This window comes from Mesorhizobium sp. C264A, assembly GCF_040324515.1.
In the GTDB taxonomy this organism is placed as follows: Bacteria; Pseudomonadota; Alphaproteobacteria; order Rhizobiales; family Rhizobiaceae; genus Mesorhizobium.
On record NZ_JAMYVY010000002.1, the window covers coordinates 941,724 to 966,291 of the forward strand.

General features: G+C 64.6%; 22 protein-coding genes and 2 pseudogenes. 8 read left to right on the top strand and 16 right to left on the bottom strand.

Going from position 1 to position 24,568, the window contains the following annotated elements; all coding sequences use genetic code 11:
* Positions 1-8: 8 nt before the first annotated feature.
* A complete protein-coding gene (locus NKL04_RS23475; protein ID WP_023700431.1) occupies positions 9-1,124 on the top strand; it encodes an aminomethyl transferase family protein in 1,116 nt (371 codons plus the stop codon).
* Here the strand turns inward: NKL04_RS23475 and NKL04_RS23480 are convergent.
* The 8 genes and pseudogenes from NKL04_RS23480 to NKL04_RS23515 all read right to left on the bottom strand — a co-directional run bounded on the left by NKL04_RS23480 (position 1,121) and on the right by NKL04_RS23515 (position 8,415).
* Positions 1,121-1,582, bottom strand: a complete 462-nt coding sequence (locus tag NKL04_RS23480; protein ID WP_023700432.1) for a MarR family winged helix-turn-helix transcriptional regulator — start codon at positions 1,580-1,582, stop codon at positions 1,121-1,123. The two genes, NKL04_RS23475 and NKL04_RS23480, sit on opposite strands and share 4 nt — an antisense overlap.
* Positions 1,579-2,163 (bottom strand): amino acid synthesis family protein, encoded by a 585-nt coding sequence (locus NKL04_RS23485; RefSeq protein ID WP_023683555.1) that lies wholly within the window; start codon positions 2,161-2,163, stop codon positions 1,579-1,581. Before NKL04_RS23485 ends, NKL04_RS23480 begins: the two co-directional genes overlap by 4 nt.
* Entirely contained in the window at positions 2,156-3,040 is an 885-nt protein-coding gene (locus tag NKL04_RS23490) for a UPF0280 family protein (RefSeq protein WP_023700433.1), read from the bottom strand. Before NKL04_RS23490 ends, NKL04_RS23485 begins: the two co-directional genes overlap by 8 nt.
* Positions 3,040-4,581 carry a hypothetical protein gene (locus NKL04_RS23495; RefSeq protein ID WP_023700434.1) on the bottom strand — a complete coding sequence of 514 codons (1,542 nt, stop codon included), beginning with the start codon at positions 4,579-4,581 and terminating at the stop codon, positions 3,040-3,042. Before NKL04_RS23495 ends, NKL04_RS23490 begins: the two co-directional genes overlap by 1 nt.
* Positions 4,578-5,771: a xanthine dehydrogenase family protein molybdopterin-binding subunit gene (locus NKL04_RS23500; RefSeq protein ID WP_352724921.1), complete on the bottom strand. Its 1,194-nt coding sequence runs from the start codon at positions 5,769-5,771 to the stop codon at positions 4,578-4,580. The genes NKL04_RS23495 and NKL04_RS23500 overlap by 4 nt, the downstream gene beginning before the upstream one ends.
* A pseudogene (locus NKL04_RS23505) lies at positions 5,760-7,060 on the bottom strand (xanthine dehydrogenase family protein molybdopterin-binding subunit); the annotation flags it as partial. The gene NKL04_RS23500 and the pseudogene NKL04_RS23505, both read right to left, overlap by 12 nt.
* Positions 7,052-7,540: pseudogene (locus NKL04_RS23510) on the bottom strand ((2Fe-2S)-binding protein); the annotation flags it as partial. The pseudogenes NKL04_RS23505 and NKL04_RS23510, both read right to left, overlap by 9 nt.
* A gap of 11 nt (positions 7,541-7,551) precedes the next feature.
* Positions 7,552-8,415, bottom strand: coding sequence for an FAD binding domain-containing protein (locus tag NKL04_RS23515; protein ID WP_023683559.1), 864 nt, complete (start codon positions 8,413-8,415; stop codon positions 7,552-7,554).
* 281 nt (positions 8,416-8,696) lie between these two features.
* Between NKL04_RS23515 and pncA the strand changes: the two genes are divergently transcribed.
* Positions 8,697-9,311, top strand: coding sequence for a bifunctional nicotinamidase/pyrazinamidase (gene pncA, locus NKL04_RS23520; RefSeq protein WP_023683560.1), 615 nt, complete (start codon positions 8,697-8,699; stop codon positions 9,309-9,311).
* Between the two features lie 85 nt (positions 9,312-9,396).
* Positions 9,397-10,764, top strand: coding sequence for a sodium:proton antiporter (locus NKL04_RS23525; protein ID WP_050593543.1), 1,368 nt, complete (start codon positions 9,397-9,399; stop codon positions 10,762-10,764).
* 125 nt (positions 10,765-10,889) lie between these two features.
* Here NKL04_RS23525 and NKL04_RS23530 read toward each other — a convergent pair whose 3' ends face one another.
* The 8 genes from NKL04_RS23530 to gcvA form a co-directional block, all read right to left on the bottom strand.
* Entirely contained in the window at positions 10,890-11,627 is a 738-nt protein-coding gene (locus NKL04_RS23530) for an ABC transporter ATP-binding protein (protein ID WP_023683562.1), read from the bottom strand.
* A complete protein-coding gene (locus tag NKL04_RS23535; protein WP_023683563.1) occupies positions 11,624-12,349 on the bottom strand; it encodes an ABC transporter ATP-binding protein in 726 nt (241 codons plus the stop codon). Before NKL04_RS23535 ends, NKL04_RS23530 begins: the two co-directional genes overlap by 4 nt.
* A complete protein-coding gene (locus NKL04_RS23540) occupies positions 12,346-13,308 on the bottom strand; it encodes a branched-chain amino acid ABC transporter permease (protein WP_023683564.1) in 963 nt (320 codons plus the stop codon). The genes NKL04_RS23535 and NKL04_RS23540 overlap by 4 nt, the downstream gene beginning before the upstream one ends.
* Complete coding sequence (locus NKL04_RS23545; RefSeq protein ID WP_023683565.1) at positions 13,305-14,186, bottom strand: branched-chain amino acid ABC transporter permease; 882 nt, start codon at positions 14,184-14,186, stop codon at positions 13,305-13,307. Before NKL04_RS23545 ends, NKL04_RS23540 begins: the two co-directional genes overlap by 4 nt.
* Before the next feature lie 157 nt (positions 14,187-14,343).
* A complete protein-coding gene (locus NKL04_RS23550; protein WP_023700437.1) occupies positions 14,344-15,648 on the bottom strand; it encodes an ABC transporter substrate-binding protein in 1,305 nt (434 codons plus the stop codon).
* A 152-nt stretch (positions 15,649-15,800) separates the two neighbouring features.
* Positions 15,801-17,243 (bottom strand): hypothetical protein, encoded by a 1,443-nt coding sequence (locus NKL04_RS23555; RefSeq protein WP_023700438.1) that lies wholly within the window; start codon positions 17,241-17,243, stop codon positions 15,801-15,803.
* A 191-nt stretch (positions 17,244-17,434) separates the two neighbouring features.
* On the bottom strand, positions 17,435-18,739 hold the full coding sequence (gene pncB / locus NKL04_RS23560) for a nicotinate phosphoribosyltransferase (RefSeq protein ID WP_023683568.1): 1,305 nt from the start codon (positions 18,737-18,739) through the stop codon (positions 17,435-17,437).
* 170 nt (positions 18,740-18,909) lie between these two features.
* Positions 18,910-19,878, bottom strand: a complete 969-nt coding sequence (gene gcvA / locus NKL04_RS23565) for a transcriptional regulator GcvA (protein ID WP_023671280.1) — start codon at positions 19,876-19,878, stop codon at positions 18,910-18,912.
* Positions 19,879-20,090: 212 nt separating this feature from the next.
* Here gcvA and speB point away from each other — a divergent pair, with 212 nt between their 5' ends.
* The 5 genes from speB to NKL04_RS23590 all read left to right on the top strand — a co-directional run bounded on the left by speB (position 20,091) and on the right by NKL04_RS23590 (position 24,494).
* Positions 20,091-21,152 (top strand): agmatinase, encoded by a 1,062-nt coding sequence (gene speB / locus NKL04_RS23570; protein WP_023700439.1) that lies wholly within the window; start codon positions 20,091-20,093, stop codon positions 21,150-21,152.
* An 83-nt stretch (positions 21,153-21,235) separates the two neighbouring features.
* A complete protein-coding gene (locus NKL04_RS23575) occupies positions 21,236-22,030 on the top strand; it encodes a transporter substrate-binding domain-containing protein (RefSeq protein ID WP_023700440.1) in 795 nt (264 codons plus the stop codon).
* A 6-nt stretch (positions 22,031-22,036) separates the two neighbouring features.
* On the top strand, positions 22,037-22,693 hold the full coding sequence (locus tag NKL04_RS23580) for an amino acid ABC transporter permease (protein WP_023671277.1): 657 nt from the start codon (positions 22,037-22,039) through the stop codon (positions 22,691-22,693).
* Positions 22,690-23,337 (top strand): amino acid ABC transporter permease, encoded by a 648-nt coding sequence (locus tag NKL04_RS23585; protein ID WP_023700441.1) that lies wholly within the window; start codon positions 22,690-22,692, stop codon positions 23,335-23,337. Before NKL04_RS23580 ends, NKL04_RS23585 begins: the two co-directional genes overlap by 4 nt.
* 68 nt (positions 23,338-23,405) lie before the next feature.
* Positions 23,406-24,494, top strand: a complete 1,089-nt coding sequence (locus NKL04_RS23590) for an ABC transporter substrate-binding protein (protein WP_023671275.1) — start codon at positions 23,406-23,408, stop codon at positions 24,492-24,494.
* Positions 24,495-24,568 lie beyond the last annotated feature (74 nt).

Genomic DNA, 24,568 nt, shown 5'->3' on the forward strand with positions numbered 1-24,568 from the left:
GAAGTTTCTTGGTTGAGCGGCGCTCCCCTTTCTACACCAGCATCGTTGGCCTCGGCGCCACGATGGGCCGGGTCGGCGGCGATTTCGTCTCGGCCAAAACTTACTCCGGCATTGCCGACGAGCACCTGAACACGCGCAAGAATGTCGGCGTGCAGGATCTCAGCACCATGGGCAAGATGGACATCAAGGGGGCGGAAGCCGAGGCGCTGGTCAACCACATCATCGTCAACGATGCGGCCGCGATGAGCCCCGGCCAGGTGCGCTATTCCACCGTCTGCCGCGACGATGGCGGCATCATGGACGACCTCACCGTGTTCCGGCTGGGATCGGAGCATTTCATGCTGGTGACCGGTTCGGTCAACCGGCTGAAGATGCTGCCCTGGCTGCAGCATCATGCTGAAGCGCGAAAGGCCTATGTCACCGACATCACGGCGGCCGTCGCCTTTCCGACGATACAGGGGCCGCGTTCACGCGAGCTGCTGAAAGCACTGGTTTCGGATGCCGATCTCGATGAGTTGAAACGCTGGGCGTTCACTTCAGGGCGCGTCGGCGAGACCAAAGTCCTGATCTCACGCACCGGGGTGACCGGCGAGCTCGGCTTCGAACTGTTCGTGCCGGCGGACGAGGCCACTTCCGTCTGGGACGCGCTGATGCGGACCGGTAGCGATTTCGGCCTGAAGCCATACGGCGTGCTGGCCATGTTCACGCTCGGGCTGGAAAAGGCCTATCCGGCGCATGGCATCGACATGGACGAGAGCCGTACGCCCTTCCATGTCGGGCTCGATCGCTGGATCAAGTTCGACAAGGGCGAGTTCATCGGCCGCGAGGCATTGCGCACAATTCGCGACAAGGGGCTCGACGAACGCTGGACCGGGCTGATTCTCGACGGTGACAAGCCGGCCGCGACGGATGCCAGGGTTTTCGCCGACGGCGAGGATGCCGGCGTCGTCACCTACAGCGATCACGGCTATTCCTTAGGCAAAGTTCTGGCGACGGCGCATTTGCGGCTGCCGTTCACCGCCATCGGGACCGAACTCAGCATCGACATTGACGGCAAGCGGACACGCGCGGTGGTGGCGCCGATGCCGTTCTTCGATCCAGAAGGCACGAGACTGCGCGCCTAGGCGAGTTTCGCCAGCAGCCGCATAAACGTAGCGGCCTCCTTGGCGGTCAGCGGCGCCAGCGTTTCCTGGGTGATGGCGCGGGCCAGCGGGATCAGCCGCTCGATCGCCTCGCGTCCCCGGGGCGTGAGACTGACCAGCAGGCGCCTTTTGTCGACCTCATGCTTGGTCAGGTCGACCAGGCCGCGCGCTTTCAGTCGGTCGATGACGCCCTTGACCGTCGCCGCGTCCATGGCAATCAGCGTGCCGAGCTGGTTCTGCGAGGTCTCGCCGACATCGTGCAGTTTGGCGAGTGCTGCAAATTGCGGCGGCGTCAGGTCGCTGATCTGGGCGGCAAAGATCGAGACATGGCGCTGATGCGCCTTGCGCAGGATGAAGCCGACCTGCTCCTGCAGGCGGTAGTCATGTTCGTCGGGCTCTTCGGCCTCGACGAGCTTGAGAAGATTGTCCCCGCCGCTCATCGCAAGCCGTCCCAGGCCTTGATGTCGCCGACCGCCAGGCCGCCCATGCGGTCGTGCACGCGGGGGCCGCAGCTCATGGCGAGGCAGAACAGGATTTCGTCGGCGCGCGGCCCGTCGCTGAGACCGACCTCCATGGCGTCGAAATGGCTACGCACATAGGCGGCGTTGGTGTGGCCGAGCGGCACGTCGAGCCGCGAGCCGAAGGCGCCGACCTTGGTTGCCGACGGCACGATCGCCTTGGCGTCGCCCAGCCGCTCGCGCATGGCGTAACCGCCCGGCACATGCCACAGCGCGCCGTGCTCCAGCTCCCCTGACGAACCGACGATGGTGCCCTTGCCGTAGGCGTCGATCTGCTTGATGTCGCCGCCCAATGCGGCAATGAGCTTGTCGGTGAGCAGCAGGCCGAGCGGCTTCAGATCGTCCATAGCGCTCTGCAGTTCTTCGACGTAGCGGCCGGCGAACGGGTTCTTCACCAGGGCCACGGCTGCAGCGCGGCGGCGCGGCAGAGCAGCGACCGGCCCGCCATCGTGAAAGATCTCTTCGGTCAGAACCGCGATCTTGCGGATCGGAAACTCAGGCATGGGCAACTTCCTTCCCTGGATTTTTGTTGGGCGCGGCAAGCGCCATGGAACCACTGATGCGCGCTTCCCCACCTAGAAACAGCGCCGATGCGGCAATCAGGCCGCGCCGGCGAAAATCTTCGGCGACGGCAAGGCCATTGTCCAGCGCCCGCTCCACATCGCCACGCGCGAGGATGCCGACGGCTTGTGTCACCAGCCGTGCACCGAGGTCGCTGTCGGGCGCCAAGTCCTGCGCGGGAATGCGCTTGATGGCGGGATTGCCGGGCAGGTCGACGGCGTTGGCAATGAGTGTCGCGGCCGCATCGGCCTCGGCGCCGGTGTGCGCCAGCACGGTGACGGCGTCGGCAATGCCAAGCGAGAACGAACGGCCGCGCCAGCCGCTGGTGGCGACGCCGCGCACGCCGTCCGCCGAGCGAATGGTGAGGCGGTCGGCCATGCCGTTGCCGGTGCCGGCGATCGCCAGGTTCATCGACTGGCCCTTGCCGATATGGAGGGCGCTGTCGCCGCCATTGTTGACATAGGCCCGGTCGAGCTTGCGACCGGCAAGCAATGCCGAGAGCATTTCGTCGGCTACCGATCCCGCGACGGCGGCCATCGGCGTGATGAAGCATTCCGCCAACGGCATGACGGCTGCTTCCATGCGCCGCGCGGTCGGGCCGGCGAAGGTGCGCGGCGCCAGGAAAAATGCCGGCAGCCGCAATTCGGGAAGCTCCTCGACCAACTCGATCAGGATCGTCTGGAAGCGCTCGATCGCCTGATCGTAGGCGGCACGACACTCAGCCGCCTCACCAAAGGCCTCGACGATCAGGTCGATCGGCCCGTGGTTGAGGTGCAGCCGCTTGCCGTCCTGCAGCCAGTGGACTTGCGGGCCTTGCATCAAGAGGCCCCGTTCGAGCCGACGCGGCGCAACTGCGCCAGCGGCGGCCATGGATTTTGAGCCTCAGCGCCTGAGCCGCGACGCGGGTTGAGATATTCGCCGCCCCTGGCAACGATATCCTCGACGCTGCGTATCTCGGCCTCGTAGCCGCCCAGCCGGACATAGTCGTCGCGGCGTAGCGTGAATTCGATCGGCGCCACCAGCGCCGGCGTCGGCACATAGCCGAAGGCGCCTTCCGGCACGCGCATGACGTCGACCATCAGCGTGATGCCGCCGCCCGGCCAGACATAGACCGGCGCGCCGCCAACGGTAACATAGGTATTCAAGCCCTGCACCGAGCGGGTGAGATTGACCGGGTTTTCGGTGACGCCGGCGCGCAGCGAACCGCCGGCGCCGCCAATGAACAGCACGGTGCAGAGCGCCGGCTCGCAATTGTCCTCGATCAGGCCGACCGACTTCTGCAGCCGTTCCGGGAACGGTTTTTGGACCGGCTTCAACTCGTCGTCGAGTTCGTAATAGGCGAACTGTTCGCCGGTGGTCGACACCATCAGCAGCGACAGGCCGGGGCGGGCGCCCTTGTTGACATTCCACTCGCCGAGGATCGACAGCGGATCGGAAATCGAGGTGCCGCCCCAGCCGAGGCCGGGCTCGGAGACCTTGAAATAGCGGCCCGGCGTCGAGCGGCGGCCGATGATCTTGATGCCGGTATCCTGCCAGCCCAGCACCTTGCCGGCCTGATGCTCGGAGACGACGCCGGTGATATGGTCGTCGACCACCACCACCTCGTCGACAAGGCCGCGCCATTGCGTGGCGAACATGCCGATGGTGGCCGAGCCGCAGCCGACCCGCATGCGGTGTTCCTGCTTGCCGTCGATGACAGGTGGTTTGCCGGCTTCGACGGTGATGGTGGCGCCGCCATCGATGGTCAGTTCGACCGGCTTGCGATTGCACAGACTGAGCATCGCGTCACAGGTTGCCCGGCCTTCGGCCTTGGAGCCGCCGGTCAAATGATGCACGCCGCCGAGCGACAGCATCTGCGAGCCATATTCGCCTGTCGTGACGTGGCCGATCGCCTCGCCTTGCGCGCGCACGATTGCCGTTTCGGGGCCGAGATGACGGTCGGTGTCGATCTTCACCTTGACGCCGCAGTACGAAAAAATGCCTTCGGTGACCACGGTCACCAGATCGACGCCCTCGACCTCCTGGCTGACGATGAAGGGGGCCGGCTTGTAGTCGGGATAGGTGGTGCCGGCGCCGATCGCAGTGACGAAGCGGCGGCCGGTGTTGACCAGTTCGCCGTCCCATTGCTCGCCCTCGGCGGTGAAGGGCACGACCGCGGCGCCGGTCTCCGCCGCATGGTCCAGGATGGTCAGCGGGTCCATACGCACGATGCGGCCACCGACATTGCCGTAGCGGTCGCAGGCGCCGGTGCGGCCATCGGCGATGTAGCACATGACCGGACAGGCATCGCAGCGGATCTTTTCCGCCACCAGCTTTTCGCCGGGATCGTGGGTTTCGAAGCGTTCGGCAAGCTCGCTCATCGGCGTGCCTCCTTGTCGCGGATGCCATCTTTTTCGCGGATAGCAGCGCGGATGCGCGCCGGCGTCGCCGGAACCTTGGTGATGAGCACGCCGGTGGCGTGGCGGATGGCGTTGAGGATGGCGGGTGCGGTCGGGATCAGCACATGCTCGCCCAGGCCCTTGGCGCCGAACGGCCCCTCGGGATCGGGAACCTCGATCAATATGTGCTCGATTGGCGGCACGTCGCCGATGGTCGGGATGAGATAGTCGTGCAGATTCTCGGTGCGGCCGGGGATGTATTCCTCCATCAGCGCCATGCCGATGCCTTGCGCGATGCCGCCTTCGATCTGGCCTTCGACCAGCAGCGGGTTGATAGCCTTGCCTACATCGTGCGCGGCGGTGATTTTCAGCAGCTTCACGGTGCCAAGCTTGAGATCGACCTCCAGTTCGGCGATCTGCGCGCCATAGCCATAGACGGCGTAAGGCTTGCCCTGGCCCTTGGCGTCGAGCGGCAGCGTCGGCGGGTCGTAGGTTTCCTCGGCGCGGAAGACGTAGCCGTCCGCATCGACATCGAGGGCGGCGAGATCGATGCGCCGAGTGGCTTCGCCCTCGCGAATGACGATCGCCGGGCCGTCCAATTGCAGGCTCGCGTTCTCCGAGACATTGGCAAAACGCAGGATCTTTTCGCGCAAGGCGCGGCCGGCCTTCTCGGCCGCCTTGCCGGTGACAAAAGTCTGGCGCGAGGCCGATGTTTTGCCGGCGTCCGGGCTGATCGCGGTGTCGGCGCTTCTCAGCTTGAATTTTTCCAGCGGCAGGTCAAGTGCGTCGGCGCAGATCTGGGCAATGACGGTGTTGGAGCCCTGGCCGATATCGACGGCGCCCTGATGCAGGATGACCTCCCCCTCTGGCGAGATACCGACCCGGATGGTCGACGGATTGGGCAGCGAGGTGTTGCCGCAGCCATACCAGCAGGACGCGATGCCGACGCCGCGCTTTTTGCTCGTATTGGCATTGTTGAATGTATCTGCGTCGGCCTTCGCGCGAGCCCAATGCGGCCGCAAGGAGTCGAGGCACTCGAATATGCCGACGCCCGACTCCAGTCGCTGTCCGGTAACCGTTTCGGATCCGTTCCGAAGGCAGTTCTTCAGCCGAAAATCGAGCCGGTCCATGCCCAGCTTGCCGGCGAGCTCATCATAGAGCGTCTCCTGCATGATCGTCGCCTGCGGCACGCCGAAGCCGCGGAAGGCGCCGGAAATCGGCCCGTGGGTGTGGATGGCGCGGCCTTCGGCGCGGTAATTCGGCGTCGCATAGGGACCGGAGGCATGCACCGGCACGCGGTTGGCGACGGTCGGGCCCCAGCTGGCATAGGCGCCGGTGTTGAAATCGCCGGAAAAGATCATGCCGGTGACATGGCCCTCGGCGTCAGTGCCGATCGTCGCCTTCATCTCGGCGGGGTGGCGCTTGGTGGTCGACATCATCGATTCGGTGCGGGTGTAGGCAAGCGCCGCCGGCCGGCCGGTTTTCAGTGCCACAAGGCCGATGAGCGGCTGCAATGAAACGTCCAGTTTCGAGCCGAAGCCGCCGCCGGTCGCGGTCGGCACGATGCGCACCTTGTCGACGGCAAGACCGAGCACCTTCGCCGTTTCGTCGCGATCCATGTAGGGGCCTGGGTGCAGGCGACGACGACCAGCGTGTCGCCGTCCATGTAGGCATGGCCGGCTTCCGGCTCGATATAGGCGTGCTCGACATAGGAGGTGTCGATGGCACCGGACACTGTGAAGGCAGCCTCGCCAAGCGCCGCCTCGGGGTCGCCGCGCTCGACAAAGCCCTTGGTCAACAAATTGGCCGGGCGGTTCGCGTGGATGAGCGCCGCCCCTTCTGCCTGCGCGTCGCCGGGCTGCAGAAAATGCGGCAGCTCGGTCCAGCGGACCGGGAAATCCTGGAGGTCGAGATCGAGCATGGCCTCGCGCTCGCCGGCGACCAGCGCCACTGCCTCGCCGCGCAGCCGCGCAAAGCCTTCGGCCAGCGCCGGCTGGTCGGCAAACGGACCGATGACGCCGAAACAGTTTTTTCCCGGAATGTCGGCGGCGGTGAAGACGCCGGCGATGCCGGGATGCGACTTCACCCAGCCCTCCAGGTCGCCGAAGGCGAAGCCGGCATGATAATGCGGCGAGCGGACCACCAGCACGGCCAGCGCATCGGCGGGAAAGGCATCGGCGCCGAATTTTTCAGCGCCGGTGACTTTTGGCACGCCGTCGAGCCGGACCGGGGAGGCGCCTACAGCATTCCCTGTGGTTGGCATTCTACGTTCAAAGTTGAATTCCAACGAATGACGTTGGCGCTGCCCCTCACCCTTACCCTCTTCCCGTGAAGAACGGGGAGAGGGGAGCGTCGGCGCTGGAGCACTTCCCTTCTCCCCGTCACTATACGGGGTGAAGGTGCCGGCAGGCGGATGAGGGGCAGCGCCGTCGGTCGACGTCTCGAACCGTCCCGCATCCATCACTGCCGCAATGATCTTTCTGTACCCGGTGCAACGGCACAGGATGCCACCCAGCGCATCCTGCACCTCGGTCTCGGTCGGATTCGGCGTGCCATCCACCAGCGCCGTTGCCGCGACCAGCAGCGCCGGCGTGCAGATGCCGCATTGCGCGGCGCCATGTGCCAGGAAGGACGCCTGCAGAGCCGAGAGCCGGCCATTGGCGAGGCCTTCGACGGTCGTTACGGACGTCCCGGCTGCGGAGGCCGCCGGCATCAGGCAGGCGCAGACGGCGTCGCCGTCGACCAGCACCGTGCAGGCGCCGCAATCGCCGGCATCGCAGCCAACCTTGGTGCCCGTCAGCTGCAATTCGTCGCGCAAAACCTGCGACAGACGGCGCAGCGGCGGCACATTGACCGAGACGGCGGCGCCATTGACGGCGAAGGCGATCTCGGCGCGATCGAGGCCGACGCCCGGCACGAGGTCGGGCAGGGCTTCAATCATCTCGGAGTGGCTCATGCCGCCACCATGCTGTTGTCGTTCGTCAGTCCGCAAGCCCTCAGCACGGCGCGGGCGACAAGCTCGCGCGCTGCGTCGAGCCGGTATTCGGCGCTGCCGCGCACGTCGGCAATCGGCGAGAGCTCGGCCATCGGCGCGGACAGGAGCGCATCGGCGAGTGCCGGGCCGACAGGCTTGCCCACCAGCACGGCTTCGACAGCGGCGAGCCGCTTGGCCACGGCCGAGCAGGACCCGACCGCGACAGCGGCTTCCATGACCATGCCATCCTCGGCAACGAGGCGCGCCGCCACCATGGCGATGGAGATGACGAGGTAGCGCCGCGCACCGAGCTTGACGAAGGCCGACGTGCCGGTGGCCCTGGGCTTCGGCACCCGGATGGCGGTAACCAGCTCGCCCGGTAGCAGCGCGGTGCGGCGGTTGCCGAGAATGAACTCCTGCAGCGGCAGATGACGCGTCCCGGCTGCAGAGCGCAGCTCGACCTCGGCGTCCAGCACCAGCAGTCCCGGAACGCCATCGGCGGCAGGCGAAGCATTGCAGAGATTGCCGGCGATCGAGGCGACATTCTGGATCTGCAGGGAGCCCACTTCGCGCGCGGCCTGCTTCAGCGCATCGAAAGCCGCCGGCAATGGATGGCGGACAAGGTCGGTCCAGGTGGTGCGGGCGCCCAAAACCCAATGGGTTTCGGTCTCGGCAATGCCGCGCAGCGAGTGCAGGCCGTTAATATCGAGAACATTGTCGCGGAACGGTTTGGCGCCCTGCGCTGGATAGAAATCGGTGCCGCCGGCAAGCACGCGCCAGGCGCCCTCGCCCAGCAGAGCGAGCGCCTCGTCGAGCGTGGTGGGTTTCGCGTAACGGATCACGCTTTGCCTTCCAAAAAAATCGGCCTTCCCATTGGGGCCTTCAAAGGTGGGGACTTCCCGAACCCGCCAGTGTCTGATCAGGCCAAATTCATTCGTATGCAAATGATATCAAGCTGGCGGAAATTGTCAAAGCCGGAGTTTAAGGGAACCCGGCCGCCAAGCATTTCTTACGCTTGCAGAGGTTGACGCAGGCGGCCATCCGGTCAAGTTTCAGCATCCGGTCGCATCAGCGGCGTATTTCACTCGATCCCCCGTTCGAGACGTAGAAGAGGAGAGGCGCCATGGCCGACGAAGCGCTTGTTGTCATCGACCTGCAAAACGACTTCTGCCCCGGCGGCGCACTGGCGGTTGCCGGCGGCGACGAAATCGTGCCGCTGGTCAACGATCTGATTCGGCATGCCGAGCATGTCGTGCTGACGCAGGACTGGCACCCGGCCGGACATTCGAGCTTTGCCTCCAGCCATCCGGGGGCGCAGCCCTTTAGCGCGATCGAGATGCCCTATGGGCCGCAGACGCTGTGGCCGGACCATTGCATCCAGGGCAGCCTCGGCTCGGATTTTCACTCGGGGCTCGCCTGGACCAAGGCCGAGCTGGTGATCCGCAAGGGATTTCGCCCTGATATCGACAGCTACTCCGCCTTCTTCGAGAACGACCACAAGACGCCGACGGGGCTCGCCGGCTACCTCAAGGAGCGCAGCATCGACAGTGTGACCCTGGTTGGCCTGGCGACCGACTTCTGCGTTGCCTTTTCGGCCCTCGACGCGGTCAAGCAAGGCTTCAAGACGACGGTGCGGCTCGACGCGTGCCGCGGCATCGATCTAAACGGTTCGGTCGAGGCGATGCTGAAGAGGATGCGCGATGCCGGGGTGAAGCTCGAAGACCCGATCTCGGAGTGACTGGATCGTGACGCATCGAGGGGGCTGCACACAGTTGGGGAAGGCTTTCGCGGCAGGTGTACTCGCTTCCGCTGTGTCTCCGCAAATGGCCTTCGCGGCCGAGGCCCGCGGCCTGCCCGATGCTGCCATGTCGCTGTGGTGGGCGCTGCCTTTCGCCGGCCTGCTGCTCTCGATCGCCACCGGACCGCTGCTGTTCCACTATGTCTGGGAGCATCATTACGGCAAGATCGCCGCCGGCTGGGCAGCGCTGGCGGTCATCCCGCTGATGGTTGCATTCGGCGTTCCGGTAGCCGGTGAAGCCGTGCTGCACACGCTGCTCACCGAATACATGTCCTTCATTATCCTGCTGTTCGCGCTCTACACCATTTCGGGCGGCATCCTTGTCGCCGGCAACATCCATGGCACGCCGCTGGTCAATGCCGGGCTGCTGCTCGTCGGGGCGATGCTGGCCTCGGTGATCGGCACCACCGGCGCCTCGATGATCCTGATCCGGCCGATGCTGCGCGCCAACGACAACCGGCAGTTCAACGCCCATGTCGTCATCTTCTTCATCTTCCTGGTGTCCAACATCGGCGGCTCGTTGACGCCCTTGGGCGACCCGCCATTGTTCGTCGGCTTCCTGCGCGGCGTCGACTTCTTCTGGACGTCGGCGAACCTCTGGCGCGAGACGCTGTTTACCGGCGGCCTGGTGCTGCTTGTCTTCCTGGCCATCGACATCATGCTGCATCGCCGTGAAGGCGGCGCGCCGAAGATCAAGGATCCGACGCCGGATACGAAGGTGCGCCTTCGCGGCCTGGCCAATCTGCCGCTGCTGGCCGGCGTCATTGCCGCGATCCTGCTGTCGGCAGCGTGGAAGCCGGGCGTGAGCTTTTCAGTGCTGGGCGTGAGCCTCGAACTGCAGAACCTGGCGCGCGACGCCATTATCCTGGGGCTCGCCGGACTGTCGCTTGTCGTGTCACTCAAGAGCCATCGCGAGGCCAACGGCTTCACCTGGGGCCCGATCGCGGAGGTGGCGAAACTGTTTGCTGGCATCTTCATCTGCATCGTGCCGGTCATTGCCATCCTTCGCGCCGGCCATGACGGCGCGCTGGCGCCGCTGGTCGCGCTGGTGACGTCACCCACCGGGCAGCCCAATGATCTCGCCTATTTCTGGCTGACCGGCGGGCTGTCGTCCTTCCTCGACAATGCGCCGACCTATCTGGTGTTCTTCGAACTCGCAGGCGGCGACGCGCGGCACCTGATGACGGAGGCGGCCTCGACGCTGGCCGCGATCTCGGCCGGCGCGGTGTTCATGGGGGCCAACACCTATATCGGCAATGCACCCAACTTCATGGTCTACGCCATTGCCCGACACCGCGGTGTGAAGATGCCGGGCTTCTTCGGCTACATGGCGTGGTCGGGCCTGGTGCTGATCCCGGTTTTCCTGATTGCGGGTTTTTTGTTCTTTGCGTGATGCGAAGGGCGCTGGGCCCTTACTTACCCCGTGTGGGGAGGTCGGACCGAAGGTCCGGGTGGGGGTCGGTGCCGCCCCGACCCGGCTGCTTCGCAGCCACCCTCCCCACAAGGGGGAGGGTAATCTTAGCCGACGCCTACATATCGGCGCACCGCCGACGGATCGGCGCGAAGCTGTTCGACATCCACCGTCTCGCGGTTACGGCCGTTTTCGATGAAGCAGACGCGGTCGGCGACGGACAGCACGGCGTCGACGCGCTGTTCGACCAGAATGGTGGAGACACCTAGCTCACGCAGCTTCACCACCGTCTCGCGGATCTTGGCGATCATCGACGGCATCAGCCCCTCCGTCGGCTCGTCTAGCAACAGCACCTGCGGCTCAAGGCAAAGCGCACGGGCCATGGCCAGCATCTGCTGCTCGCCGCCGGACAAAGTGCCGGAGCGCTGGCGCAGCCGCTGGCGCAGCAGCGGGAAGAGGTCGAGCACGCTCTCGCGCGTCGCTCTTCCCTTGCCGCGCGCCATCAGGCCGATCTCGATGTTTTCCGCCACCGTCATCTCGGCGAACAGCCGCCTGCCCTGGGGCACATAGGCGACGCCGGCCTTGGGCACCTCATGCGCCGCCAGGCCGGTCAACTCCTTGCCGGCGAGCCGGATCGAACCGGCGCTCGACCGAACCAGCCCCATGATCGCTTTCAGCGTCGTCGTCTTGCCGGCGCCGTTGCGACCGAACAGGCACAGCACCTCGCCCTTGTTGAGCACTAGGTCGAGCCCATAGAGCACCTGAACCTCGCCATAGAAGCAGTCGAGCCTGGAGATAGTCAGCGCTTCAGTCTCGTGGGCTTCAGTCTTGGGGGCTTCGCTCATGGCGCCGTCCCCAGATAGGCTTCCTGCACCTGTGTGTTGGCGCGAACCTGTTCGGGCGTGCCTTCGGCCAGGATCCTGCCGGCGTTGAAGACCGTGATGCGGTCGGCCAGCTGCATGACGACAGGCATGTTGTGCTCGATCAAAAGCACGGTGGCGCTCTTGGCGATCTCGCGCACCAGTTCGATGAAATTGTCGATCTCGCTGTCGGCCAGCCCTTGCGTCGGCTCGTCGAGGATCAAAAGCCGCGGCTTCAGCGCCAGGCCCATTGCCACTTCCAGCAGGCGCTGATGGCCGTAGGAAAGCTGGCCGGCCGGCATATGGGCGCGGCCGGCCAGTCCGGTGCGTTCCAGCGCGGCCATGACGCCGGTGCGCACCGCACCTTTCGAGCGGGCATCGGTCAGCGTGCGCTGCACCGGCAGCGCGACATTATCGTAGGCAGAGAGGTTGGCGAAGACGCTGGTGATCTGGAAGGTGTAGGCGATGCCCCGGCGCACCCTGAGATAGGCCGGCTGGCTGGTGATGTCGGCGCCGTCGAAGACGATCATGCCGGACGATGGCTGAATGCGGCCGCTGACCAGGCTGACGAAGGTGGTTTTGCCAGCGCCATTGGGACCGATGACGGCGCGGATCTCGCCCGGCATCAGCTGAAAATCGACACCGTCGACGGCGCGCAGGCCGCCGAAACTGCGCGCCAGGCCTTTGGTGGTCAGCAACGGCATCATGGCAGCCACCCGAGCCAGCGCTGGCGGATGGTGCCCAGAATGCCTTTGGGGAAAAACAGCACCAGCAGGATGAGCGCAATACCGACGATCAGGAGATAGGCGGAGGTGTAGCCGCTGGCGGTGTCGATGACATAGTACATGAACACCGTGCCGAGCAGCGCGCCCAGCGTCGTGGCGGCGCCGCCGAGCAGCACCCAGAGCAGCGGCAGGATGGAATACTGCACCGAGGCAAAGCTCGAGCCGACATAGCCGAACAGCAGCGCATAGGCCGCACCCGAGGCGGCGCAGATGGTGCCGGAGACGACGACGGCGATCAGCTTGTTGGAGAAGGTGTCGTAGCCCAGCATTTTCGTGCGCTCCTCGTTCTCGCGCACCGCGACCAGCACGCGGCCATAGCGGGAGCGGACGATGGCGAGGGTGATCAGCAGCACGACCGAGAACAGCGCCAGCGCGCTCATGTAGCGCACGGTCGGGTTGGTGAGGTCGAGCGATGTCGAGCCGAAGGCCAGAACCCGCGCCGGCTGCGGCACCACCAGACCCTGGTCGCCGCCGGTCCAGGCGGCGAAATAGAGGATGGTGAGGTAAAACACCTGCGCGAACATCATGGTGACGATCATGAAGGCGACGCCGGTGGTGCGCAGCGCCAGCAGGCCGATCACAAGTGCCAGCAGCGCGCCGCAGGCGATACCGGCGAGGAAAGCCAAAGGCACGCTCCAGCCGAGATGGATGACGGCGAGACCAGCGCCATAGAGCCCGGCGGCGAAGAACATGGCGTGGCCGAGGCTGAGCAGGCCGACATAGCCGAACAGCATGTTGTAGCCCATGGCGAACACCGCCAGCACCATGATGCGGGCGAGCAGGCCGTGATGATAATCCGGCAGGACGAAGCTCAGGGCGAACAGCAGCGCGATGGCGCCGATATGCAATGCATACGCTTTTGCCGGCGAAGCTTCGCTCATCGCGGCGCCTGCCCGAACAGGCCTTGCGGCCTGAACACCAGCACCATGGCCACCAGCAGCGTGGCTATGATCTTGGCCAAAGTCGGCGAGAAGAACACCGAGATGATGCCATCGGACAGGCCGATCAGCACGGCGGCAACGACGGTGCCGCGCAGCGAGCCGAGGCCGCCGATGATGACGACGATGAAGGACAACAGCAGCGGGTCCTGCCCCATCAGGTAGTGCGCCTGACTGATCGGCACGATCAGCACGGCGGCGATGGCCGCCAGCATGGCGCCGAGCGCGAAGACGCCGGCATAGACGCGGGCGACCGGAATGCCGAAGGCCTGCGCCGTCTCGCTGTCATATTGGGTGGCGCGCATGATGAGGCCGATCTTGGTGCGCGTCAGCACCAGCCAGGTGGCGATGAGCAGAAGGGCCGAAGCGGCAATGATCGACAGCTTGTAGCCGGAATAGCCGAACCAGGGCAAAAGGATGCGGTAGCTGAAGGGCGGCTCCACCGGGCGGGCTTCCGGGCCATAGAAGCTCAACGCCAGCTGCTGGATGATGTAGAGCATGCCGATCGTGGCGACGATGGTGGCTTCCGGATTGTAATTGAGCCGCCGCAGCACAAGCCGCTCGGCTACCAGCGCAATGGCGCCGACAATCAGCGGCGCAATCACCAGCGCCGCCAGGAAGCCGAGCGTGGGATGGCCGGGTATCGCCGTCGAGATCGCCCAGGCCAGCACCGCGCCCAGCATGAAGAACTCGCCATGGGCGACGTTGACGACGCGCATGACGCCGAACACCAGCGACAGCCCAAGCGCCGTCAGCGCCAGCACGGCTGAGGTGACAAGGCCTTCGAGGGCGGCGAGGAGGAGATGGGGTCCGAAATGCATTCAGGGCGCCCTTACCCTCCCTTGTGGGGAGGGTGACCGCGCAGCGGTCGGGTGGGGGTTGGGCACGGGCCGTCGCGACCCCACCCCGTCTCGCAAGCTTCGCAAAAGTGCGAAGCTTGCGTGCCGACCCTCCCCACAAGGGGGAGGGTAAGGCGCCTCACAGCGCCTGCGTCGTATAATCCCCTTCGGCCTCGTAAAGCCCGTCCTCGATCTTGGTCTTGTGGACGACATTCAGCTTGCCACCTTCGACCTTGGAGATGTTCTGGATGCCAAAACACTGGTGGATCTTGCCGTTGAAGGTCTTCGGCCCCTGCGGATGCTCCGGCCCTTCGGCGAATTCGGTCAGCGCCTCGGTCGCCTCGACCAGCTTGGCGCGGTCTTCCAGGCCCTTGTAGCCGGCGTCTTCCATCGCCTTCTTGACGACATAGAGCGTCTCCCAGCAGCCGAACATGTGGGCGGCGGTGGAGACGTCCTTGGGGTCGCCGACGGCAGCGCCATTTTCGTCGATGCCAACGGCGGCGCGGTAGGCTTTCTGCGCGGCCGAGTCATTGGCCTGGGCATAGCGCGGCGAGCCTTCCCAGAAATGGCTGCCGTCCAGGAATTCGAGGCCGGGGCTGTTGATGTCGGTGGCTTCGAGCGAATCGATGAAGCCGAACAGCTGCGGCCGGTTGGAGCCGTAGAACTCGCCGAGTTCCTTGACGAAGGTGAGCACGGCCGGGCCGACCATCACGTGGTAGATGACTTCGGTCTCGGCCGGTATCTGCGGGAAGTATTTCGTAAAAGACGACTCTGTCGGCGGGATGGCGATCTGGGCGATGACCTCGGCGCCTTGCGCCTTCAGCGCCGGCGGCAGGTAGTCGCGATGGTCGTAGCCGAAGGCGAAATCCGGGAAGATCTGCGTCACCTTCTTGCCGGCATTGGCCGCGATCCATGGCGCCATCGACTGGATCTGGCTCTTCACATCGGTGATGCCGGGCTGGAAGACGTAGCGGTTGAGCTTGGTCGAAGCGACATGGTGGCCTTCGCTGACGACGAAATAAGGGATCTTGTTTTCGCCGGCGGCCGGCGCCGAGCCGATCACGACATGCGAGAACAGCGTGCCGAAGACGATGTCGGTCTTGTGCTGGGTGGCGAACTTGCCGACCACTTCGGCGCCACGGCCGGGATCGGTGCCGTCATCCTCGATCACCAGTTCGACCGGCCGGCCGTTGATGCCGCCGGCATCGTTGATCGCCTTGACCGCGGCGGCACTGGTCTTTTCGTACCAGCGGCCATAGGCGGCGCCGATGCCGGTGCGGTGCGACTGGAAGCCGATCTTGATTGGCGCCGAACTCTGCGCCTGGCTGTAGCGGACGAAGCAGGGCGCGAGCGTCAGCCCGGCGCCGGCGGCGAGACCTTTCAGCGCGGTGCGGCGGCTAAGGGTGGATTTGGAGAGATCGAAAAACCCATTCTTGTCAGTCACGGCAGTTCCCCTGTTTTTGAGTTTTGACTGTCTGTAACGAGGCAAGGCCACTCCCTTGCAGGAGGGGCAGAAATTGCATGTGTACAAACTAAATCACCAAAGCACAGAGCTTGCAAGCGGGCTTTCCGCAAAGGCATGTTGATCAGCTTGTCTCATCCGGCCGTCGGCGTGGCAAGCAACCACAGGCCGAAGATCGTGTAGGCAATCATCAGCATGGTGAGCGGCAACTGGCTGAGGGCGGCGCGCGATGGCACCTGGTGCAGTCGCCAGGCCAGTCCATGGGCAACGAGCACCGCCAGCATATGGCCGGCGATGATGATGCCGGCCTGCAGGTTCCACAGCCACCAGGCGGAGTGGGCCCCGGCGACGATGCCGGCCTCGATCTGCATGTCGGCGGCGCCGAACAGGTTCCATCCCAGCGCGAACGGGTCGGACAGAGCGGCGATCGCATACTGGCCGTCGACCAGCAGCGCCGTCAGATAGTGCGCGACATGATAGGCGAGCGCGATCGGCACGATCGACCACACCAGCAGCCTGGCGGCCTCGCGGAGGGAATGTCGGCTGCCGGCGAGGCGCTGGCCGAGGATGACGGCCAGCAGGAATGCCGCCGCCAGCAGAACGAAGGTCAGCACGAGGCCGAAGCTGCTAATGCCGATGAGCGCGGTGCGGCCGGGATATTCCAGCGGGTTGATGCCGGACAGGCCGAGCCAGAAGAAGGTTTTCGACAGGCCGTCGAAGGACACCGATGACAGGCTGAGCAGCAGGAAAGCGATGCCGCTTGCCGGCAGGGGTGCCGCGCCGAGCAGTTTTGAGCCCGGCCAGCAGAGAGCGAGCCGCCCGTGTTCATTGCGCTCGACGATGGCGAAGCGCGCCACCATGGCGAAGAACACCGTCAGGAATTCGCCGCGCCGGCTCCAATCGCGGTAGCCGAAGGCGAGCATGGCGATGAAGGTAAGCAACCAGTAGAGGCCGGCGGCATAGGCCAGCCGCGCCGGGTCGTCGGGCGCCGGGTCGATCAGCTCGAACCAGGCAAAGGCGAAGAACAGGATAACGGCTGGCCAGCAGCCGAGCCATGAAGGCAAACGCAATTTCTGTCCCTCACCGCCACGAAGCTTGAACAGGCGGCTTACGATCCGCCACGGGCCATACCATGGATTCGGCCACGACCAGACATCGCCGAACAGGCCTTGCGCGATGGCAAGGCCGACCCAGAGCAGCGTCCAGATGGTCAGGGGCAGCGGATTGGAGAGCGGATCGCGGCTGCCGAACAGGCCGGCGGCGATGAGCGTTGCGAAACCGGCAAAGGAGATGAGGCTGATGATTGTGCGAGGGGTGTCGGCGAATGGGAAGAGCGGCAGGCGGCGGCGCCAGAAGCGGTCGAGGGTTGCGGGTGGCAGCAGGGCGAGGACGAGGAAGCTTACCGCGACGGCAAGCGCGCCGCCGGCGATGTAGTAGCCGGTCGGGAGGAGGAGGACGTGGCCGCGGTCGGAGGCGTGGGCGAAGGCAGGGGTGGGGAGGAGTGTGAGGGTGGGGGAGCAGGCGACATATGTCAGCCTGACGCGATCCTTCACACCCCCCTCTGGCCTGCCGGCCATCTCCCCCGCAAGGGGGGAGATTGGATGTCGCCGGGGCTTTCGCCAACTTTCAAGGGTAAAGAAAGAGGCGCGGTACTCGATGCTGCCAATCTCCCCCCTTGCGGGGGAGATGTCCGGCAGGACAGAGGGGGGTGGGCGGCAACTCACGCTATCGCGATTTCCATTTCGTCCAGCAAGGCACCCGCCGACCCTCAAACCTTGACCAGCTGCTCCACGCGGTCCTTCGCCCCAAAAATCCGGAGATAGCGCTCGATCTCCTTCTTGTCGCCCGTCGCTTTCGCCGGATTGTCCGACAGCTTCACCGCCGGCCGGCCATTGGCCTCCGTCACCTTGCAGACCAGCGATATCGCATCCAGGCTGTTGGTTTCGGTCGGCGCGCAGCCTTCGAAATCGTTGGTGAGGTTGGTGCCCCAGCCGAAGGACATGCGCACCTTGCCCTTGAAGTGCCTGTAGGTCTCCTCGATGGTTTCGACCTCGAGACCGTCGGAGAAGATCAGCAGCTTCTGCCTGGGGTCCTTGCCCTTCTCGCGCCACCAGTCGATGATTTTTTCGCCGCCTTCGATCGGCGGCGCGCTGTCGGGGCGGAAGCCGGTCCAGTCGGCGACCCAGTCCGGGGCGTCGCGCAGGAAGGATGCGGTGCCGAAAGCGTCGGGCAGCACGATCAGCAGGTTGCCGCCGTAATAGCGCTGCCAGTCCTGCAGCACCTTGTAGGGCGATTCCTTCAATTCCTTTTCCGACTTGGCAAGGGCGGCAAAAACCATCGGCAATTCATGCGCGTTGGTGCCGAGCGCTTCGAGGTCGTTGTCCATCGCCAGCAGCACGTTCGAGGTGCCGGTGAAGGCTTCGCCAATGCCTTCCTTGAGCGCCTCGACGCACCAGCGCTGCCACAGGAAGGAATGGCGGCGGCGGGTGCCGAAATCGGAGATGCGGATGCCGGGCAGCGCCTTCAAGCGTTCGGTCTTGGCCCACATCTTCCCCTTGGCGCGTGCATAGAGCACGTCAAGCGCGAAGGGACCGAAGGCGCGCATGGCGGCGCGGGAACGAAGCTCATTGATGATCGCCAGCGCCGGGATTTCCCACAGGGTGGTGTACATCCAGGGACCGCTGAAGGAGAGCTCGTACTGACCGTCGCGCTTGGACAGCTCGTAGTCGGGCAGCCGAAAACCTTCCAGCCAGGCGAGGAATTCCGGCTCGAAGATCTGCTTGCGGCCATAGAAATTGTTACCGCCAAGCCAGATCATCTCCTTCTTGGAGAAGCGCAGCGTGCGGGCATGGTCGAGCTGGTCGCGCAATTCGCCTTCGTCGATGTCGTCGGCAAGCCGCACCGAGGTGGTGCGGTTGATCAGCGAAAAGGTGGCGTCGACCTTGGGGTACATGCCCCAGATCATCTGCAGCATCAGAAGCTTGTAGAAATCGGTGTCGAGCAGGCTGCGGACGATCGGGTCCAGCTTCCAGGTGTGGTTGTAGACGCGCCGCGCTATATCAGTTCTTGCCATGTCCTGCCGTCGCCTTCGCTGCTCACGTCCTTCTTACGCAATTCCGGACAGGAAACCGCCGCACAGTTTTCCTGGAATTGCCTGGCAAGAGCTTATTAGCATTGAATTTTTGAAAGCGCCTCCCGCTTTGCGGGCTGGCCCGACAAAAAGCAGTCGCTCCCGGTCCAGCCTCAACTCTTGGCGCCCACCACCCGCAGTGCCGGACGCTTCCTGCGGCTGCCGATGCGGCCGGCCACCGGCGCGTCGGCCCGGCTGTCGGCTTGTTCCTTTTCGGCAAACAGCCAGTCGACGAACAATTGCACGATCGGCGCCGAACGCATCTCGTTGCGGCAGACAACATAGAAATCGTCGACCGCCGGCACCGACAGGCTGAACGGCGCCACCAGCAGGCCCCTGGCGAGCAGCATGCTGGCGGTGACGGAATCGCCGAGCGCGACGCCGTGGCCGTGCACCGCGGCTTCGATCGCGGTGCGGGCGTCGCCGAGATGGTGGCGGCGGCCACGTTCGAGGTCGAGCCCATCGGCGGCGGCCAGCCAGGTGTGCCATTCGCGGCCATCATCGCCATGCAGGATGACATGGCCAGCAAGATCCCGGCAGATGCGGAGCGGCCGGTTGTTGATCAGCGTCGGGCTGACCACCGGGAACAGTTCGAGGCCCGACCATTTGCGCATCCAGCAATCGGTCCAGCTGCCGTCGCCATAGAGCACGCAGACATCGACCTGTGGGGCGCGGATGTCCTTGGGGTCGTTGGACGGGATCAGCGTCAACCTGATATCAGGATATTGCGCCATGAAGCTGCCGAGCCGCGGCGTCATCCACAGAAGCAGCAGCGCCGGCACGCAGGAGACCGACAGCGTACCGGCGCTGGCTGGCCTGGTCATGCGCTGGGTGGCGGCGGCGATGCCGTCGAAGGCGGTCGAGACCGCCGGCAGCAATTCGGCGCCGTGCGGGGTGAGCTTTACCCGCTGTCCGGTGCGTTCGAACAGTTTTACGCCGAGCGATTGCTCGAGCGCCTTGATCTGGTGGCTGATTGCGCCGTGGGTGACGTTGAGCTCACTCGCCGCCTTGGTCAGCGAGGCATGCCGCGCCGTCGCCTCGAAGGCGCGCAAGGGATTCAAGGGGGGCAGACGCTTGGCCATGAGCAACCGGATACTCTGTGAGATTTTCTCACAATCAGCACCGTAACAATATCAATTGATTTTTCAATGCGGCTGCCGGACACTTTGGCAGGTCAACAGCATCAATGACGTGAAATCTACAGGCAGCCAGCGGGACAGCGACCCGGCCGGATGATGGTCAGTTCGCAGATGTCGCCACGGCCGCATGCATCAGCCCGCAGGAGGAGACCGACATGGGTTATGACAGAGGCAAGCTGGAAGCCTTGCGCCGCAAGTATGGCGAGAGCCATGGCGGCGAGATGTTCGACCCGAAGTTCCGCAAGGTCGCCGACAAGATCTTCTCCAAGAGCGGCACCCGACTCGCGCCCTATGCCGGCATCCCGACCTTCCTCGCCGCGCCCTACCGTGAAATCGCTGCCGACAATCCGGATTTCGGCGATTTGCAGGTGGCGATCATCGGCGTGCCGATGGATCTCGGCGTCACCAACCGGCCCGGCTCGCGCTTCGGGCCAAGGGCGCTGCGCGCCATCGAGCGCATAGGCCCCTACAATCATGTGCTGGAATGCGCGCCGACGCATGAGCTTCGCGTCGCCGACATCGGCGATACGCCGTTCCGCAGCCGCTACCGGCTGGAGATCAGCCACGAGGATATCGAGCGCCGCACCAACCAGATCGTCGATGCCGGCGTGCTGCCGCTCTCGGTCGGAGGCGACCACTCGATCAGCCATCCGATCCTGAAGGCGGTCGGCAAGAAGGCGCCGGTCGGCATGATCCACATCGACGCTCATTGCGACACAAGCGGGCTGTTCGACATGACCAAGTTCCATCATGGCGGACCGTTCCGCAACGCGGTGCTGGACGGCGTGCTCGACCCCACCCGCACCATCCAGATCGGCATCCGCGGCTCGGCGGAGTATCTGTGGGAGTTCACCTATGAATCCGGCATGACGGTCGTGCATGCCGAAGAGGTGACGGGTCTCGGCATTCCGGCCATCATCGAGAAGGCGCGCAGAATAGTCGGCGACGGCCCGACCTACATTTCCTTCGACGTCGACAGTGTCGATCCGGCCTTCGCGCCGGGTACCGGCACGCCGGAAATAGGCGGCCTGACGACGCGCGAGGTGCTCGAACTGCTGCGCGGCTTGAAAGGCCTCAACATTGTCGGCGGCGATGTCGTCGAGGTGGCGCCGCAATATGACGCCACCACCAACACCGCCCATGTCGGCGCCCAGGTCCTGTTCGAGATCCTGAGCCTGATGGTGTTCAGCCCGGCGATCACCGGCAAGGGGGCCTGACGGATTTCACATGCAAAGGCGGCCGCCGCGCTGGAGCCGGCGGCCGTTTCCAAAACAAACAAGCTTCCAGAAGGGGAATACCAATGACAATCCATATGAAATCAACCATCGCCGCTGCGCTGATGCTCGCCGGCCTCGGCTTCGCCTCCCAGGCCAATGCCGACGCCGTCGACGACATCACCAAGGCCGGCGCCATCAATGTCGGCATCTTCTCCGACTTTCCGCCCTTCTCCTCGGCCAGCGCCGATATGAGCATCAAGGGTTACGACGTCGACGTCGCGCAGGCGATCGCCGATTCACTCAAGGTGAAGCTCAATCTGGTCAGCGTCACCGGCCAGAACCGCATCCCGTATCTCACCGACAAGCGCGTCGATATCCTGATGAGCGTCGGCTATTCCAAGGAGCGCGAGGAGGTGATCGATTTCGCCGCCGCCTATGCGCCCTACTACATCGCCGTCATCGGTCCGGCAGCGCTTTCGATCAAAGGCAAGGAAGATCTTGCCGACAAGTCGATCGCCGTCAATCGCGGCACGCTCGAGGATACGTCGTTGACCGAAGCGGCGCCGTCATCGGCCGACATCAAGCGCTTCGACAACTACAATTCCGTCATCCAGGCCTTCATCTCGGGCCAGACCCAGCTGATGGTGGTCGGCAATGATGTCGGCGCCCAGGTGCTGGCCAAGCAGGACGCGCTGAAGCCGGAGCAGAAGTTCCAGCTCTTGACCTCGCCCTCGCATATCGGCCTCAACAAGAAAGAGGACCGGCTGAAGACGGCGGTCAATGATGCGGTTGCCAAGATGCTGGCCGACGGCAAGCTCGACGAGAGCTCGAAGGCCTGGCTGAAGACGCCGCTCAATCCCGACAACCTCAAGGATTGAGTTCTCGTGGCCTTTGCCTGGCTCCCAGGTGCTGTGGGCGACATCGCGCGCGGCGCGGCCACGACGATCCTGTTGATCGTCGTGACCACGCTCGTGGGCACGCTGCTCAGCATCCTGGGCGCTGCCGGCCGGCGCAACGGCCCGGTATTCGTGAAGCGCGCCATCGCGGTCTATGTCGAGGTGATGCGCAACACGCCGTTCCTGGTGCAGCTGTTCTTCATCTTCTTCGGCCTGCCCAGCCTCGGCATAAGGCTCGACCCGATCCTGGCCGCCATGCTGGCAATGACGCTCAACATGGCGGCCTACACCATTGAAATCGTCGGCGCCGGTCTCGATGCCGTGCCCGGCGGACAGACGGAAGCAGCGCTTGCACTGGGCTTGAGACCGCGCCAGGTCTTCATCAAGATCGTGCTGCCGCAGGCGCTCAAGGTGATCTACCCGGCGCTGACCAGCCAGATCGTCATCATGATGCTGGAATCGGCCGTGGTGTCGCAGATCGCCGTGCGTGAGCTGACCTATGAGGCCGACATGCTGCAAGCCCGCACCTTCCGCTCCTTCGAAACCTATTTCGTCGTGACCCTGGTCTACCTCGTCCTGTCCATGGCCTTGCGCCGGCTGCTGGTCACAGGCGGGCGCCGCGTATTGGGGGCAGGTGTCACATGATCGAATTCACCTTCTGGGACATCGTTCGCAATCTGCTGCTCGCCGCCCGCTGGACGGTGCTGTTGTCGCTGGCGGCCTTTGTCGGCGGGGCGGTGGTAGGGCTGATCGTGCTGTTCTTCCGCATCGCCGAAAATAAATGGAGCCGGCGCATCGCTTCCGGCTACATCGCCCTGTTCCAGGGAACGCCGCTGTTGATGCAGCTGTTCCTGATGTTCTTCGGCCTGCCGATGCTCGGCCTGCGCATCGAGCCATGGACGGCAGCGGTGCTCGGCCTGACCTTCTTCGCCAGCGCCCATCTGGCCGAGATCTGGCGCAGCGGCGTCGATGCGCTGCCGCGCGGGCAGTGGGACGCTGGCGCCAGCCTTGGGCTGCACCGTCTGCAGGAGCTCAGGCTGATCATCCTGCCGCAGGCGTTCTCGATCACAAGGGCGCCGATCGTCGGCTTCCTGGTGCAGTTGATCAAATCGACGGCGCTGACCTCGATCATCGGCTTCGAGGAGCTGGTCAGAACCTCCAACGCCATCAACAACGCCACCTTCGAACCGTTCAAGGTCTACGGGCTGGTGGCGCTGATCTTCTTCGTCATGTGCTTTCCACTGACGCAATACGCCCGTACGCTCGAACAACGAGCGGCGGCCCACTGACGCCAGGCGGCGACAGTGCGTGAAGGGAACCTGCCGGAATAGAACGGCATCAACTGAGGAGAAACCAGATGAACAGACTGATCGGAAAATCCCTGACACGGCGCGGCGTGCTTGGTGCGGGCCTCGCTACAGCCGGCGTGCTCGCCATGCCGTCGATCCTGCGCGCGCAGGACAAGTCGCTGAAGGTCGGCGTCTACGGCGGCTATTTCAAGAAATCCTTTGACGAGCACGTCTTCCCAGATTTCACCAAGGCCACCGGCATTGCAGTGGAATCGGTCGCCGAGCCGACCGGCGAAGCCTGGCTGGTGCAGCTCGAACAGGCGTCCAAGGCAGGCCAGGCGCCGGCCGACCTTTCGATGATGTCGCAGACCTCGACGCTGAAGGGCCAGTCGACCGAATTATGGACGCCGCTCGATACGTCGAAGTTCAAGCACTACAACGACCTCTTGCCGCGCTTCGTCAACAAATATCCGGATGGCCGGGTCGCCGGCATCGGCGCCGTCGCCTGGTGGATCACGCTGGTCTCCAACACCGATGTCTACAAGGATGCGCCGACCTCATGGGAGACGCTGTGGGACAAGGCCAATGAGGACAAGCTTGGCCTCCTGGCGCTTGCCTCGAACTCGTTCCTGCTCGAAGTGACAGCCAAGACCTTCATGGGCGGCACCAATGCGCTCGACACCGAGGACGGACTGAACAAGGCGTTCGAAAAGCTCGCCGAGCTCAAGCCGAATGTCCGGCTGTGGTACCGCGACGAGGCGCAGTTCGAGCAGGCGCTGAAGTCGGGCGAGATCCCGATGGGCCAGTATTATCACGACGTCACCGGCCTCGCGGTCGCCGACGGCTTCCATGTCCGCTCGACCTTCCCGAAGGAAGGCGGCATCCAGGATTCCGGCAATTGGGTGCTGTCGCGCGCCTCGACCAAGGTCGACGAGGCGCATGCCTTCATCGACTATATGAGCCAGCCGTCGATGCAGGGCCTGATGTCGCGCAAGGTCGGCACCACGCCGACGCTGAAGAAAGAGGTGCTCGACCTCAAGCCGGAAGAGTTCGCCGCGGTGTCGTCGGATATCGACCCGATCATCCCGCGCTACGACCTCTATACGTCGAAGGCCGACTGGATCAACCAGAAGTGGACCGAGCTGATCGTCGGCTGAGCCGTTCGATCCGTCTGAACCACAGCGGCCGCCGGCATAGTCCGGCGGCCCCTTAGCAAACCCTCCAAGGGATG

Excerpts from the sequence above, each read along its gene's own strand:
- speB (WP_023700439.1), top strand. The coding sequence starts at position 20,091 with ATGGGTTATGACAGAGGCAAGCTGGAAGCCTTGCGCCGCAAGTATGGC.
- NKL04_RS23495 (WP_023700434.1), bottom strand. The coding sequence starts at position 4,581 with ATGAGCGAGCTTGCCGAACGCTTCGAAACCCACGATCCCGGCGAAAAG.
- NKL04_RS23500 (WP_352724921.1), bottom strand. The coding sequence starts at position 5,771 with ATGCAGGAGACGCTCTATGATGAGCTCGCCGGCAAGCTGGGCATGGAC.
- NKL04_RS23540 (WP_023683564.1), bottom strand. The coding sequence starts at position 13,308 with ATGAGCGAAGCTTCGCCGGCAAAAGCGTATGCATTGCATATCGGCGCC.
- pncB (WP_023683568.1), bottom strand. The coding sequence starts at position 18,739 with ATGGCAAGAACTGATATAGCGCGGCGCGTCTACAACCACACCTGGAAG.
- NKL04_RS23485 (WP_023683555.1), bottom strand. The coding sequence starts at position 2,163 with ATGCCTGAGTTTCCGATCCGCAAGATCGCGGTTCTGACCGAAGAGATC.
- NKL04_RS23555 (WP_023700438.1), bottom strand. The coding sequence starts at position 17,243 with ATGGCCGGCAGGCCAGAGGGGGGTGTGAAGGATCGCGTCAGGCTGACA.
- NKL04_RS23480 (WP_023700432.1), bottom strand. The coding sequence starts at position 1,582 with ATGAGCGGCGGGGACAATCTTCTCAAGCTCGTCGAGGCCGAAGAGCCC.
- NKL04_RS23525 (WP_050593543.1), top strand. The coding sequence starts at position 9,397 with ATGGCCTTCGCGGCCGAGGCCCGCGGCCTGCCCGATGCTGCCATGTCG.
- gcvA (WP_023671280.1), bottom strand. The coding sequence starts at position 19,878 with ATGGCCAAGCGTCTGCCCCCCTTGAATCCCTTGCGCGCCTTCGAGGCG.
- NKL04_RS23585 (WP_023700441.1), top strand. The coding sequence starts at position 22,690 with ATGATCGAATTCACCTTCTGGGACATCGTTCGCAATCTGCTGCTCGCC.
- NKL04_RS23535 (WP_023683563.1), bottom strand. The coding sequence starts at position 12,349 with ATGATGCCGTTGCTGACCACCAAAGGCCTGGCGCGCAGTTTCGGCGGC.
- NKL04_RS23545 (WP_023683565.1), bottom strand. The coding sequence starts at position 14,186 with ATGCATTTCGGACCCCATCTCCTCCTCGCCGCCCTCGAAGGCCTTGTC.
- NKL04_RS23575 (WP_023700440.1), top strand. The coding sequence starts at position 21,236 with ATGACAATCCATATGAAATCAACCATCGCCGCTGCGCTGATGCTCGCC.
- NKL04_RS23530 (WP_023683562.1), bottom strand. The coding sequence starts at position 11,627 with ATGAGCGAAGCCCCCAAGACTGAAGCCCACGAGACTGAAGCGCTGACT.
- NKL04_RS23490 (WP_023700433.1), bottom strand. The coding sequence starts at position 3,040 with ATGCAAGGCCCGCAAGTCCACTGGCTGCAGGACGGCAAGCGGCTGCAC.
- pncA (WP_023683560.1), top strand. The coding sequence starts at position 8,697 with ATGGCCGACGAAGCGCTTGTTGTCATCGACCTGCAAAACGACTTCTGC.
- NKL04_RS23590 (WP_023671275.1), top strand. The coding sequence starts at position 23,406 with ATGAACAGACTGATCGGAAAATCCCTGACACGGCGCGGCGTGCTTGGT.